At 45.6% G+C, this 12,914-nt stretch carries 16 protein-coding genes; 7 read left to right on the forward strand and 9 right to left on the reverse strand.

The genetic code is table 11. The features are described from left to right. The first annotated feature begins 1 nt into the window (after nucleotide 1). The 3 genes from dapC to ACPUEK_RS16535 all read left to right on the forward strand — a co-directional run bounded on the left by dapC (nucleotide 2) and on the right by ACPUEK_RS16535 (nucleotide 2,680). On the forward strand, nucleotides 2-1,195 hold the full coding sequence (gene dapC, locus ACPUEK_RS16525) for a succinyldiaminopimelate transaminase (RefSeq protein WP_067216150.1): 1,194 nt from the start codon (nucleotides 2-4) through the stop codon (nucleotides 1,193-1,195). A gap of 27 nt (nucleotides 1,196-1,222) precedes the next feature. Beyond that, complete coding sequence (dapD, locus tag ACPUEK_RS16530) at nucleotides 1,223-2,260, forward strand: 2,3,4,5-tetrahydropyridine-2,6-dicarboxylate N-succinyltransferase (RefSeq protein WP_067216153.1); 1,038 nt, start codon at nucleotides 1,223-1,225, stop codon at nucleotides 2,258-2,260. 72 nt (nucleotides 2,261-2,332) lie between these two features. Continuing rightward, nucleotides 2,333-2,680 carry an ArsC family reductase gene (locus ACPUEK_RS16535; RefSeq protein ID WP_082866098.1) on the forward strand — a complete coding sequence of 116 codons (348 nt, stop codon included), beginning with the start codon at nucleotides 2,333-2,335 and terminating at the stop codon, nucleotides 2,678-2,680. An 8-nt stretch (nucleotides 2,681-2,688) separates the two neighbouring features. On the opposite strand, the gene ACPUEK_RS16540 is transcribed toward ACPUEK_RS16535, so the two are convergent. Then, nucleotides 2,689-2,901, reverse strand: coding sequence for a hypothetical protein (locus tag ACPUEK_RS16540; protein ID WP_067216157.1), 213 nt, complete (start codon nucleotides 2,899-2,901; stop codon nucleotides 2,689-2,691). A gap of 65 nt (nucleotides 2,902-2,966) precedes the next feature. On the opposite strand from ACPUEK_RS16540, the gene dapE reads away from it, so the two are divergent. The 3 genes from dapE to panD all read left to right on the forward strand — a co-directional run bounded on the left by dapE (nucleotide 2,967) and on the right by panD (nucleotide 5,199). Further along, nucleotides 2,967-4,106 (forward strand): succinyl-diaminopimelate desuccinylase, encoded by a 1,140-nt coding sequence (dapE, locus tag ACPUEK_RS16545; protein ID WP_425641502.1) that lies wholly within the window; start codon nucleotides 2,967-2,969, stop codon nucleotides 4,104-4,106. Nucleotides 4,107-4,393: 287 nt separating this feature from the next. Continuing rightward, entirely contained in the window at nucleotides 4,394-4,771 is a 378-nt protein-coding gene (locus ACPUEK_RS16550; protein ID WP_067216165.1) for a hypothetical protein, read from the forward strand. A gap of 47 nt (nucleotides 4,772-4,818) precedes the next feature. Then, nucleotides 4,819-5,199 carry an aspartate 1-decarboxylase gene (panD, locus tag ACPUEK_RS16555; RefSeq protein ID WP_067031553.1) on the forward strand — a complete coding sequence of 127 codons (381 nt, stop codon included), beginning with the start codon at nucleotides 4,819-4,821 and terminating at the stop codon, nucleotides 5,197-5,199. A gap of 77 nt (nucleotides 5,200-5,276) precedes the next feature. On the opposite strand, the gene tpx is transcribed toward panD, so the two are convergent. Both tpx and ACPUEK_RS16565 read right to left on the reverse strand, forming a co-directional pair. Beyond that, a complete protein-coding gene (gene tpx, locus ACPUEK_RS16560; RefSeq protein ID WP_425641503.1) occupies nucleotides 5,277-5,774 on the reverse strand; it encodes a thiol peroxidase in 498 nt (165 codons plus the stop codon). Nucleotides 5,775-5,820: 46 nt separating this feature from the next. After that, complete coding sequence (locus ACPUEK_RS16565; protein WP_067216168.1) at nucleotides 5,821-6,264, reverse strand: cold-shock protein; 444 nt, start codon at nucleotides 6,262-6,264, stop codon at nucleotides 5,821-5,823. A 291-nt stretch (nucleotides 6,265-6,555) separates the two neighbouring features. On the opposite strand from ACPUEK_RS16565, the gene ACPUEK_RS16570 reads away from it, so the two are divergent. Next, nucleotides 6,556-6,771, forward strand: coding sequence for a SlyX family protein (locus tag ACPUEK_RS16570; RefSeq protein WP_067096278.1), 216 nt, complete (start codon nucleotides 6,556-6,558; stop codon nucleotides 6,769-6,771). Between the two features lie 28 nt (nucleotides 6,772-6,799). On the opposite strand, the gene ACPUEK_RS16575 is transcribed toward ACPUEK_RS16570, so the two are convergent. The 6 genes from ACPUEK_RS16575 to ppc all read right to left on the reverse strand — a co-directional run bounded on the left by ACPUEK_RS16575 (nucleotide 6,800) and on the right by ppc (nucleotide 12,914). Continuing rightward, nucleotides 6,800-7,591, reverse strand: a complete 792-nt coding sequence (locus tag ACPUEK_RS16575) for a class I SAM-dependent methyltransferase (RefSeq protein WP_425641504.1) — start codon at nucleotides 7,589-7,591, stop codon at nucleotides 6,800-6,802. Next, nucleotides 7,578-7,868: a hypothetical protein gene (locus ACPUEK_RS16580; RefSeq protein WP_425641505.1), complete on the reverse strand. Its 291-nt coding sequence runs from the start codon at nucleotides 7,866-7,868 to the stop codon at nucleotides 7,578-7,580. Before ACPUEK_RS16580 ends, ACPUEK_RS16575 begins: the two co-directional genes overlap by 14 nt. Before the next feature lies 1 nt (nucleotide 7,869). Continuing rightward, on the reverse strand, nucleotides 7,870-8,682 hold the full coding sequence (locus ACPUEK_RS16585; RefSeq protein ID WP_425641506.1) for an undecaprenyl-diphosphate phosphatase: 813 nt from the start codon (nucleotides 8,680-8,682) through the stop codon (nucleotides 7,870-7,872). A gap of 3 nt (nucleotides 8,683-8,685) precedes the next feature. After that, nucleotides 8,686-9,393, reverse strand: coding sequence for a tRNA (adenosine(37)-N6)-threonylcarbamoyltransferase complex dimerization subunit type 1 TsaB (tsaB, locus tag ACPUEK_RS16590; RefSeq protein ID WP_425641507.1), 708 nt, complete (start codon nucleotides 9,391-9,393; stop codon nucleotides 8,686-8,688). A 7-nt stretch (nucleotides 9,394-9,400) separates the two neighbouring features. Beyond that, on the reverse strand, nucleotides 9,401-10,057 hold the full coding sequence (gene adk, locus ACPUEK_RS16595; RefSeq protein WP_067216186.1) for an adenylate kinase: 657 nt from the start codon (nucleotides 10,055-10,057) through the stop codon (nucleotides 9,401-9,403). A 226-nt stretch (nucleotides 10,058-10,283) separates the two neighbouring features. Beyond that, complete coding sequence (ppc, locus tag ACPUEK_RS16600; RefSeq protein ID WP_067216188.1) at nucleotides 10,284-12,914, reverse strand: phosphoenolpyruvate carboxylase; 2,631 nt, start codon at nucleotides 12,912-12,914, stop codon at nucleotides 10,284-10,286.

Below are 12,914 nucleotides of genomic sequence, written 5' to 3' on the forward strand. Positions count from 1 at the left end.
CATGAATCCGCTGATCCACTCTTTACACCCATACCCATTTCAGAAGCTAGCTGACTTACTGTCTAGTGTTGAACCGAACGGTGAGCTTCCTGTTATCAAGCTCACTATTGGCGAGCCGCAACATGACGCACCAAGCATTGTGCTTGAGACATTAAAAAATGCTTTGGATGGTGTGTCTAAGTACCCTCTTACAAAAGGGGAAAATAGCCTACGCGAAGCCATCTCTGACTGGGCTTGTAATCGCTTCAACCTTCCTCAGCTGAGCGCTGATAGCCAAATTTTACCCGTAACTGGCACACGTGAAGCCCTATTTGCCATTACACAAGCTTTGGTGGGCGAGAAAAAAGATCCGTTAGTAGTGAGCCCAAACCCGTTCTATCAGATCTATGAAGGTGCTGGCATCTTAGCAGGCGCTGAGCTGCACTACTTACCTTGCGAAGCAGACAAACAATACAAAATTGATTATCAAGCCGTGCCCGATTCCATCTGGCAACGCTGTGAGTTACTTTTCGTATGCTCGCCTAACAACCCAGCAGGCTCAGTCACGACACTGGACGAGTACCGTTTCCTACTTGAGAAAGCAAAGCAATATAACTTTGCCATCATTGCTGATGAGTGCTATTCAGAGATCTATTTTGAAGAGAAACCGCTTGGCTTATTAGATGCCTGCATTCAATTAGGCAATCATGACTACAGCAACTGTCTTATTTTCCAGTCGCTCTCCAAGCGCTCTAACTTGCCTGGATTACGCTCTGGTTTTGTGGCGGGGGATGCAAGCTTACTGAAGCCATTCCTTCAATACCGCACTTATCACGGCTGCGCTATGCCCCTGCATCACCAACTTGCCTCAATCACCGCCTGGAACGACGAAGCGCACGTCGCTAATAATCGCGATATTTACCAGCGTAAATTCAAGCAAGTGTTAGACATCTTATCGCCTGTCATATCCGTGAGTAAGCCTGAAGCCGGTTTTTACTTATGGCCCAAGCTACCCATGAATGACGAAGAGTTCTGCACCAAGCTGTATCACGAAGAATCGGTATTGGTCCTTCCTGGTAGCTACCTTGGCCGCGACGTGGATGGCCATAACCCCGGACAAAATCATGTCCGCATGGCACTCGTTGCCGAAGAATCCGAATGTGTTGAGGCTGCTCAACGTATCGCACGGTTTATGAAAAAACACCAAAACCTTTAAATTATTATTTTAGGAGCACTTTCTCTAATGAGCGACTCTACTTTCGCAATTGGCCTTGGCATTGGTACCCAGAACAAAGAAGGTACTTGGTTAGAAGTTTTCTACCCATCTCCAGTGGCGTCTCCAGAAAAGAGCATCATTGATGCAGTCATGGAAAGCACTAACTACGAAGGCGGCAACGCAACGTTAGTACTGGATGAAAGCGATCTTAACCGCCTTCACCTAACACTTCTAAAAGCAGGCCATATCGAATTGGCTGAACGCGCCTCTCGACTGAAGCCATCGACTCAGCCAGTCGTACTTTGTGTACTAGAAGCAGATGAAGCGCCAGCAAACCCGGCTGAAGTTTACTTGAAGCTACAACTGATCTCACACCGTCAAGTACAACCGCACAAAACAAAACTTGACGGCATGTTTGGTCTTCTAGTCAACACAGCTTGGACAAGTGAAGGCCCAATCGATGTGCGCGAATTGGCAGACCGCCAACTAAGCGCTCGCATGGAAGGTCGCACTATCGAAGTATTCAGTGTCGATAAATTCCCTAAAATGGCGAATTTCGTAGTACCTACCGGCATTCGCATTGGTGATGCAGCGCGTATTCGCTTAGGTGCTCACCTAGGTGAAGGTACCACGGTTATGCACGAAGGCTTCGTAAACTTCAACGCTGGCACACTTGGCACAAGCATGGTCGAAGGCCGTATTTCTGCGGGCGTTGTAGTCGGCAATGGCTCAGACCTAGGTGGCGGCTGCTCTACAATGGGCACTTTATCCGGCGGCGGCAACATCGTTATCGCAGTTGGTGAAGAATGCCTAATCGGCGCTAACGCTGGTATTGGCATAGGTCTTGGTGATCGCTGTACCGTTGAGTCTGGTCTATACATCACAGCTGGCTCTAAAGTAGCCCTACTTGACGAGAACAACAGTGTCGTATCTGTCGTTAAAGCTCGTGAATTGTCAGGTCAATCCGATCTACTATTCCGTCGCAACTCGGAAACAGGTGCAATCGAATGCAAGACAAACAAAACAGCCATTGCTCTAAATGAAGCACTGCACGCACATAACTAATTAAGTGTGTCCTAATGCCGGAGCTCCCTTAGGACTCCGGCATTTTTGCAACTAAACAATAGGATAAACACCGTGACAACTATTTATGGCATTAAAAACTGTGACACGATGAAAAAGGCATTACGCTGGCTAGATGAGCATAAGGTCACCTATCGTTTTCATGATTACCGAAAAGATGGCCTTGAACGAGCGCAACTAACCCAGTGGATAGAGCAACTAGGCTGGGAATCAGTCGTTAACAAACGCGGCACCACGTGGCGCAAGCTTGATCCTGAAATACAAGCAACAATGAACAATGAAACTGCGGTAGAAATACTACTGGAGCAACCTGCCATGATTAAGCGACCATTGTTGGATCATGAGCAATCCCTTACACTTGGCTTCAAAGCAGAACAATACCAAGCAATTTTTCCATCATAATCCCCTATTTAATCGGTTATGACAGGAATATAGAATGCTCTCTCAGAATTGCTAGGTTCATCAGAACGATGAACCGGATATGCTTTTGGTGCTGCATTGACAGGGCGATCTCCCGTAATAACAGGGACATAGTAGGCTTCTTGAATATGAGAGTTTGAGCCACCTATAAGCGCACAACCTGTCAGCCATAAAGCGGTAAAACTAAGTAAGCCCAATTTCATTATGTCACCCTTATTAGTCTACTAGACACACGCTAAGGTAACGAAACTCAACGCAAAGGTAAAGAATGACGCAACTTACGCCTACTCTAGAACTTGCTCTAGATTTAATTTCACGCCCTTCTGTAACACCAGAAGATGCTGGCTGCCAAGATTTGATGATCGAGCGATTAGAGAAGATCGGCTTTAAGATTGAACGTATGCCGTTTGGGGATGTAAAAAACTTCTACGCAAAACGCGGCACCCAAGGCCCCAACCTTTGCTTTGCAGGCCATACCGACGTGGTGCCAACTGGGCCAGAAACGGAATGGAAAGTACCTCCGTTTAAGCCAGAAATCGTTGACGGCATATTATATGGCCGAGGTGCGGCGGATATGAAAGGCAGCTTGGCCTCGATGATTATTGCGGTGGAAAACTTTGTTGCCGAACACCCAAATCATGATGGCCAGATTTCATTCTTAATTACCAGCGATGAAGAAGGCCCATTTGTCGACGGCACAACGCGTGTTGTTGATGCATTAATGGCGCGCCAAGAGAAAGTAGATTGGTGCATCGTCGGCGAGCCATCTAGCACTAAAACTGTTGGCGACATCATAAAAAATGGACGTCGTGGCTCTTTCAGTGGCGATGTGACCATCTATGGCAAACAAGGCCACGTTGCCTATCCTCACTTAGCCATCAATCCGATCCATTTGGCCGCACCAGCTTTAGCAGAATTTGCGACAACCAAATGGGACGACGGCAATGAATTCTTTCCGCCAACCAGCTTCCAAGTGTCCAATATTCATTCTGGCACGGGTGCAACCAATGTTGTTCCCGGTGCGCTTAAGGCACAATTCAATTACCGTTTTTCCTCTGAGCTAACATTCGATGACCTAAAAGAAAAAGCATTAGGCATTCTTGATAAGCACAACCTTAAATACGATATCGAATGGACCTATAATGGCCTACCGTTCTTAACGAAACCTGGTGAGCTTGTTGATGCCATGGTTGATGCCATACAAACAACCGTCAACATCACACCAGAGTTATCAACCTCTGGAGGCACATCGGACGGCCGTTTCATTGCTAAGATGGGTACGCAAGTGGTTGAACTTGGTCCAATCAACGCCACCATTCATCAAATTAACGAATGCGTAGAGGCTGAAAGCTTGAATCAACTTTCCCTAATTTATCAGCGCATTTTAACTAACTTGATGGCAAAATAGGTCTATCGTGAGCAAGCCATTCGCTTTTCTTCATAAACTTGCTATCAGACTGGGCCAGAACCCAAGACTGGCCCTAATGAAGTTAATTCAAGGTGGGCTACTTTTTGCTTTTGGCGTGCTAATGATATTTATAGCCAACAATTTGGTTATAGAATCCATTCAACGAGAGCTCATAGCCCTGTTAGGTCTAATCATTTCAGGATTGGGCATAACATGGTCATTGATTGGCTATTTATCTATGAGCGTATTGCGTATCTACCACATGTTAAATAAGAAGGATTAATCCGATGCAGCCCGATATCGAAATCTACCTCTTGTCATGCCCGACAGAGCGTATCATCCGCTGGCTGGAGCAAGACTTCTCCATTATAGATATGCACAAGCCCAGCGACATTGTAACTAAACTGCACTTAGAACATAACGGTGAAGTCATTCCCGTCACCATTCTCGAAAAAGCTGCAGGAAAGCGCTTCACTTCCATCTGGTTTGATTCTGACAAAACCCCTTGGGAGAATGACACGGAATGCTCTAAATGCGCGTTCGAAGCGTTAGAGTGCGAGGTTCGCTGTAATTATCAAGGGTGGCAAGAAGATGGGCAGGAAGACCCCGATCTTTGGTGGCACATTAACGCTGAAGGCGAAGGCCCATTCATTTGGCGGTTATAGCAACACACCCTTTTTTGCTAAAACATCGAGAGTAAGAGAAATACACTATGCAAATCACATTGCTTAAAGGCAAACTTCACATGGCCTCTGTCACTCAAGCAGAGCTATGGTACGACGGCTCTTGTGCTATCGATAGCGACCTTGTGAAACTGGCTGGTCTTCGTGAATTCGAACAAATAGACATTTATAACGTTGATAATGGCGAGCGCTTCCATACTTACGTCATTCTTGCTGAGGCAGGCTCTGGCACCATTTCTATGAACGGTGCAGCCGCACGTAAAGTACAAGTTGGCGATCGTGTCATCATCGCAGCTTATGCGCAGATGGATGAAGCGGAAGCTAATAACTTTTTACCAAAGCTCGTGTACTGCCATAAAGACAATACCGTTGAACGCACAGCGAATACCATTCCTGTTCAAAAAGATTAGCAATATTAATTGCACATAAAAAAGGTCGCCTAAGGGCGACCTTTTTTGGATCTGAACATCACGAATAGAATGAAAACTTATTCAACCGCAGCAAGTGCTGCATCGTAATTAGGTTCTTCCGCAGTTTCTGAAACTTGTTCAGTGTAAACCACTTCACCAGACTCATTAAGCACAACAATTGAGCGTGATAGCAAGCCTGTTAGAGGGCCTGTAACGAACTCAACACCGTAGTCTTTACCAAAGCTAGAACGGAAGCTAGAACCCGCCACAACGTTATCTAAACCTTCAGCACCGCAAAAGCGTGCTGCTGCAAAAGGTAGATCTGCAGACACACACAATACAACCGTGTTCTCAAGGTTCGACAATGACTCGTTGAACTTACGAACAGAGGCCGCGCACACACCAGTATCAACAGATGGAAAAATATTTAAAACAACTTTCTTACCAGCATAATCTGCTAATGATGTCGTCGACAAATCCGTCTTAACTAACTCAAACGATGGCGCTTTAGAGCCGACTTCAGGAAGTTCACCGATCGTTTCTAACGGGTTACCTTGTAATGTTACTGTAGCCATAATGTCCTCTCAATATAATGTGGGTGAGGAAACAACACCCTGTATTTTAACCTTTAACGATGGATACGTTTTCCGCCTGTTTGCCTTTCTCGCCTTCCGTTACAGTAAAGCGAACTTTCTGGCCTTCAATTAAGAAGCGGCGGCCACGTCCACGGATCGCACGGTAATGTACAAATACATCATCACCGTTTTCCATGGTAAGGAAACCAAAACCTTTGGAAGAATTAAACCACTTTACGGTACCAACTTCACGATCATCATCTTCTTCCTCACTTGTTGCGTCATCTGACTCAAAAGTTGAAGAAGTGTCATCTGTCGTTGCGGCACTAGATTGAGACAATACCGTACCCAGGTAAACAGTCACCAAGGTTACTAAGAAGTACACAATATAGTGTTGTGCAATATCGACCCCAACCAAAGGCGCAATGATAAGCGGCGTCACCAAAGCTAAAATAAGACTCACTAAAAATGCACGTACAGATAAAAACATTGGAGTTCCTTGAATATGTTTAATGATTTTTTGTTATTTATTACTAATACACTTTATACAGTTTAGTAACGCGTACTACACCTCTATTTCAACAGCTAGATCAATGTTTAAAAAGAAAAGCCAAGCTATTGAAAAAAACAATTCACGTCACCATTAACATACTGACACAAGTGTATAGAATGTCAGCAAAAATTGCGCAAAATACATTACGAAACTTATTTCGTTAAACTCTTATTGACACACGAAATTAAGTACTTAGCACATTAAAAGACTACCATATAGCAGCCATCTATGAACACCTCAGACTTATTAAACCGTATTGACGATCTTGAGATTCGCAATCAATTTCAAGAAGAAACCATTGATGCACTCAATAACGCCCTAACCAAGCAACAGCAAGATATTTTGCTGCTCAAAGAGCAAATCAAACTACTTGCCCAGCGCATGGGAGATCAACGCCAAAATTCAGGTATCGACTCAGCTATCGAGAAGCCACCTCATTACTAAAGTTTAATGCAACGAAACGCCAACCTTTTTAGTCGGCGTTTTCTAACGACCGCTTTACGTAAACATCAAAGCGTCCAGACTTACCATCTATCCGGTAACTCGGCGCCTGATCATTTAAGTAAGGCGCACCTTTAGGTCGCTTAACTACCACTCGAAAACGCGCTAATTGCTGAGCCTTAGGCAAAAGCAAATCAGCGTCCTCATCATAGCCAACCAAGTCACGAAAAAACGCCATCTCTTTCTTGACGGCCGCGGAGGATTTATCGTTGTGTGGAAACATAGGGTCTAGATACACCACATCAACGCAATCTTCTTCCATCACATCAAAGATAGTGCCATGAGCCAGCATCATATTCGACACAATATCTTCGATATCGGCCACTAATCGCGCTCTTTCTAAACCATCGGCCAGCAATTCTCTAACAAAACCCACACGTTCAAACAGCGAAACATGACAACCTAAGCTGGCCAACACAAAACTGTCTCGTCCAAGGCCCGCTGTGGCATCGAAGACAGTTAACGACGAACGCTTATTTAAACCACAGGCTTTAGCAATGTCTTGCCCTTTACCACCACCAAACTTACGACGATGATCAACTGCGCCAGTCGCTAATTCTACACTTACAGGCTTAGGTGCGCCTTTCCCAGTTTTAGCAATGACCAGAGCATCCTCTTGGTGCATCAATAAATACTCATACGTGGTCGAAAATTTTAATTCGGTGGAAAGACGAAAAGTGGTTAAGCCAAGACGCTCGGCAAGATCGCGAACATGGCTGTCTGAATTGCGGTATGCCACCGCAAGGGAGCTAGGCGTAAACATCGATACCTATTAGTTGATGGCGAGGGTTATTAGAAGACAAGGACTCAGTAGACTGATACGCCGACATGGCTTGTTGCGCTAAAGCACTTAAACCATCAACCTTAAAAAAGCGTGGCGACTCAGTGCTCGAAGCCCGCTCAAAGGCTTGCATTGAGCTAGGCAACATTGGCGAAGATCGCTGCTCTGAATTTTGGCCAGCCACAACGGGGACTGAGGATCGCGCACTTTGATTTGCACCACCTTGAGGAATAACTGGAAAGTTACCGCCAATTTTCATATTACCCGCTCACCATTACTAACCAAAGAAGCCCAAAGCCCAATATAAGTCGATAAATCATAAATGGCAAAAAACCTATGCGGCTAAGCCATTTTAAAAATAGATGTATACAAAGATAGGCACTGATGCCCGAAAGCACAATCCCCCAGCCTAAAGACTGATAGTCAATTGGGACAACGGATTCCGCAGTTAACAACTCAAAGGTCTTCAAACTGCCAGCAGCGAGAATAATAGGGATCGACAACAAAAATGAAAAACGCGCCGAACACTCACGACTAAATCCTAAGAAGCGTGCCGCAGTCATTGTTATACCCGAGCGAGACGTGCCCGGTATAAGTGCTAGCGCTTGTGCTAAACCGATGATTAACACTAGTGACCACGTGAGGTCATTTTGTTGTTTGTGATGACTAGCAAATCGGTCCGATATCCACAGCAGCACACCAAAGCCGATGGTCGTGTACGCAATCACTTCAATCGAGCGCAAATACTGCTCGATAACACTATTGAATAGCAAGCCAACAATAACAGCCGGTATCGTTGCCAAAACAACCCACATTCCTAATCGACTGTTTTCAGTATGACGATGAGTAAATAAAACCCCAACTGTGTCACGAATAATAAGGCTAACATCACGCCAAAAATATCCAACTACCGCGACCAAAGTACCGACATGAACCGCGACATCAAATGCGAGCCCTTGATCCGGCCATCCCAACAACTGAGAAGGCAAAATCAAATGAGCGGAGCTCGAAATCGGTAGAAACTCAGTTAGCCCTTGAATTAAAGCTAGGAAAATGACGTGATACCACAACATATTTTAGCGTTTGCCAATCCGTGCAGGTTGCTTTTCCCAAGTGATCTCATCACGAAGATAAACAGGAAGCGCTTCATTTGCCATCACAACCTTACCAAGCGAAAAATCATAGTCCGCCAACTGGGCAATACAGGCGGCTCGAGGCGCAATATCAGACAGAACGTTTGCAGCGGGCTCTGGCAACACAGCATTTATTTGGTCTTGATAAATCCAGCCAGACCCAACACCATGGTATCGCTCAGAGATACTAGTAAGATTATCAGGTGAAATAACACGCTCCGATAAAATTTCTTCAGCCACCCAAAACTCATCCTTTTGCTCAACCGAGAACCCTCCAAGATAGATTTCACCCATTCGGGCATCTAGAGCAGCTAACCAATGTGAGTAATGCGTTTTTTGATGCGCTTCAAGTGCCATCGCCGCTAGCGTCGAAACAGGTACAACCGGAAGATCTGCACCATACGCGAGCCCCTGCACAACACCTGCACTGATGCGCAGTCCAGTAAAAGAACCTGGACCCCGACCAAACGCAATGGCGTCCAGCTGAGATAAAGACAATTGAGCTTGAGCAAGAATTTGATCTACCATTGGCAGGATCAAATCGTTATGTTGTCGGGGCGCCATGCGGAAATCTTCCAGCACCACGCCATCTTGAATCAACGCCACCGAGCAGGCAGGCGTTGATGTGTCCAAAGCAAGAATAGCAGTCATTGCAGGATTAGGCCTTAAGTGCTGACAGCAAACCTTGCTTGATTTCGTTCAGATCACCGACACCGTTCACTTTCACAAACTTAGGTGCTGTAGCGGCATCTTCTTTTAACCAAGCTTGGTAATAACCAATTAGAGGCGCTGTTTGATCGTGGTAGATAGCAAGGCGTTTACGTACCGTTTCTTCCGTATCATCTGCACGCTGAATCAAGTCATCACCTGTTTCATCATCTTTGCCTTCCACTTTAGGAGGGTTATAAATCACGTGGTAAGTACGACCAGACGCTTCGTGTACTCGACGACCGCTCATACGCTGTACGATTTCTTCATCAGCCACGTCAATTTCAACAACGTAGTCAATCGCAACACCAGCATCTTTTAATGCATCCGCTTGAGGTAGCGTACGCGGAAAACCGTCGAACAAAGCCCCGTTTGTACAATCATCTTGTTGCAAGCGCTCTTTTACCAGGCCAATGATGATGTCATCGGAAACCAGTTGACCAGCATCCATTACTGCTTTTGCTTTTAAACCAAGCTCTGTGCCCGCTTTTACGGCTGCACGAAGCATATCGCCAGTTGAAATTTGAGGAATACCAAACTCTTCTGTAATAAATTGAGCTTGCGTGCCTTTACCTGCGCCTGGCGCTCCTAACAAAATAACTCGCATAAATTTTCTCCAATAGTCTGCGTAAAATCGACATGGCGAGCGAAACAGCTCAATATAAAAGGTCGTGGATGACAGCAAAAAAAGCGCCCAGAATCCACCGTTTGCTCGCTGATTATAATTTTGAGGCAGCTAGCATACCCAAGCCTATGCAAATTATGCAAACGAACTTGTCGGTTTTTAGATTTTTGGGCGCGTTATGTTACGTATTTTTGTCAATTTTTCCAGATTAGCCCGTATTTTGCATGCCGCTGGCGATGCCAGCCATGGTAATCATTAGGGCTTTATTCACCGCGACATTGTCACCGTCAATACGACTACGGTGCAATAATTCTGCTTGCAGGTAGTGCAACGGATCAATGTAGGGGTTACGCACATCGATTGATTGGCGGATAGTTTTATTGTCCTCAATCAGTCGCTCTTGCTGCTTAATTTCTTTTACTAACTCGCGTACCTGATTTAATTTACGGCGCAATAAGTGACCCAAGCCACGTAACTCATCTGGCACTAAACGTTTTTCATAATATTCTGCTATGTCCGGCTCCGCTTTTGCCAGCACCATATCAAGCATGTCTAAATAGGCGCCAAAGAAAGGCCACTTTTTATGCATTTCTCGAAGACGCTCTAAGTTGCCAGACTCTACACTCTGCTGCAAAGCGCTTTCAGCTCCAAGCCAAGCTGGCAACATCATACGGATTTGCATCCACGCAAAAATCCAAGGGATCGCACGTAAACTTTCCACACCACCGTCTGAGCGACGACGTGCAGGACGAGATCCCAACGGCAATTTAGCTAACTCTTGTTCTGGGGTAATGGTTCTAAAGTACGGAACGAAGTCTTCATGACCGCGTACAATAGAGCGGTATTGATTCATACCCTCTTCAGCCATTTCATCCATCAAAGCACGCCACTCTTCTTGCGGAGACTCTGATGGGATCAAAGACGCTTCTAAAACAGCAGAACAATAAAGCTCCAGTGAGCGAACAGCAATGTCTGGAATGCCAAATTTGAAGCGAATCATTTCACCTTGTTCAGTGACACGGATCGAGCCTTTTACTGATCCTGGTGGCTGCGACAAGATAGCCACATGAGCCGGACCGCCGCCACGACCAACGGTACCACCTCGGCCATGAAACAAAGTCAGATGAATACTGTGCTTTTTACACAAGCGCGTCAGGGCTTCCTGAGCTCTGTACTGCCCCCACGTTGCGGCTATTTGTCCTGCATCTTTTGCTGAGTCAGAATAACCAATCATGACTTCTTGATGTCCATTGATATAGGCTTTATACCAAGGCAATGAGAATAGCTGTTCGATAATAGGCTCGGCGTTATCTAAGTCAGCCAATGTCTCAAACAAGGGCACAATGCGCATATTAAAACGCACCCCTGACTCTTTAAGCAGAAGAGCCACCGCTAGAACATCAGAAGGCGCACTGGCCATAGAAATAACATACGAACCAAAGGAATTCTGATAGCCGCTAGCAATGGTTTTGAACGTCTCGAGCACTTCGGCTACCATCGGATCAGGTGACCAGTCTTTTGGCAGCAAGGGGCGTTTTGAATTTAACTCCGCTAACAAGAATGCTTGGCGTGAAGCTTCATCCCATTCTGCGTAATCCCCCAGACCATAAAAACGAGTAATCGCTGACAGGGTTTCAATGTGCTTGGACGCATCTTGACGAACATCTAACCGCACTAACGTCATGCCAAACGTAGCTGCCCGACGAATCAGGTCTAATACAGAACCGTTGGCAATCACTTTCATACCGCAGTCTAATAGTGATTGATAACATAGAGATAGATCATCCATTAGCTCTTTGTTATCGAGCATGATGCCTTCATCACTGACAGATTGACCATCGAGCTTAGCCTTAGCCCAAACTTTGGTTTTTTCCATTTTACGCTCTAAACTACGCACGACCTCACGATAAGGCTGAGCGCTGTCGCCAACGCGTTCACGCAGTGCATCGTTGCATTGTGTCATGGAAAATTCAGCGCGCAGAGCAGTAAGGTCTTTCAAATATAAATCAGCGGCCATCCAACGGGCTAATAAGACCACTTCTTGAGTCACAGTGTGTGTGACATTAGGATTACCGTCTCGGTCTCCGCCCATCCATGTGGCGAAGCGAATCGGCGCCAGGTCCAGTGGTAAGCGCTCCTGTTCCGCATGCTGTTTAAATTGCTCATCTAATTGTCGAAAGAAGTGCGGTACTGCTTCCCAAAGAGACTGCTCAATCACAGCAAACCCCCACTTAGCTTCATCGACAGGTGTTGGGCGCTGTTCACGAATTTCATCCGTATGCCAAGCTTGGGTGATGATTTCTTTTAATCGGCGAACATGCTTTTCATGCTCAAGAGGCAAGATATTATCTTTGTCGAGGGCTTCCAACTCCGTGGAGATGTTATCGTATTTTCGAATTAATGAACGACGCACAACCTCTGTTGGATGCGCTGTCAACACTAGGTCAATGGCTTGCCCGCGGAGCGCTTCAACCATCTGTTCAGACGTGAAATCTTGCTCTTTTAAGCGTACCAATAAGTCACCGATAGGGTTTTTATAGATACCCAAACTTTCATTCGAACGACGTCGATGAACACGATGATATTGCTCAGCAAGATTAGAAAGGTTTAAAAACTGATTAAACGCTCTAGCGACAGGAACAATATCTTGATCATCAAGATTTTCCAGTGCTTTGATTAAGGCACTGGAATCGCCACTTTGTCGTCCATCTTTGGATAACTGACGAATGTTTTCGACCGTATCTAGAAAGCGTTCTCCCAAATGATTACTCATGGTTTCCCCTAAGCAATCCCCCAACAAACGCACATTTTCTCGTAACGAGGCTTGACGATCGGTCAC

This window comes from Marinomonas gallaica, from assembly GCF_049821165.1.
GTDB lineage: Bacteria > Pseudomonadota > Gammaproteobacteria > Pseudomonadales > Marinomonadaceae > Marinomonas > Marinomonas gallaica.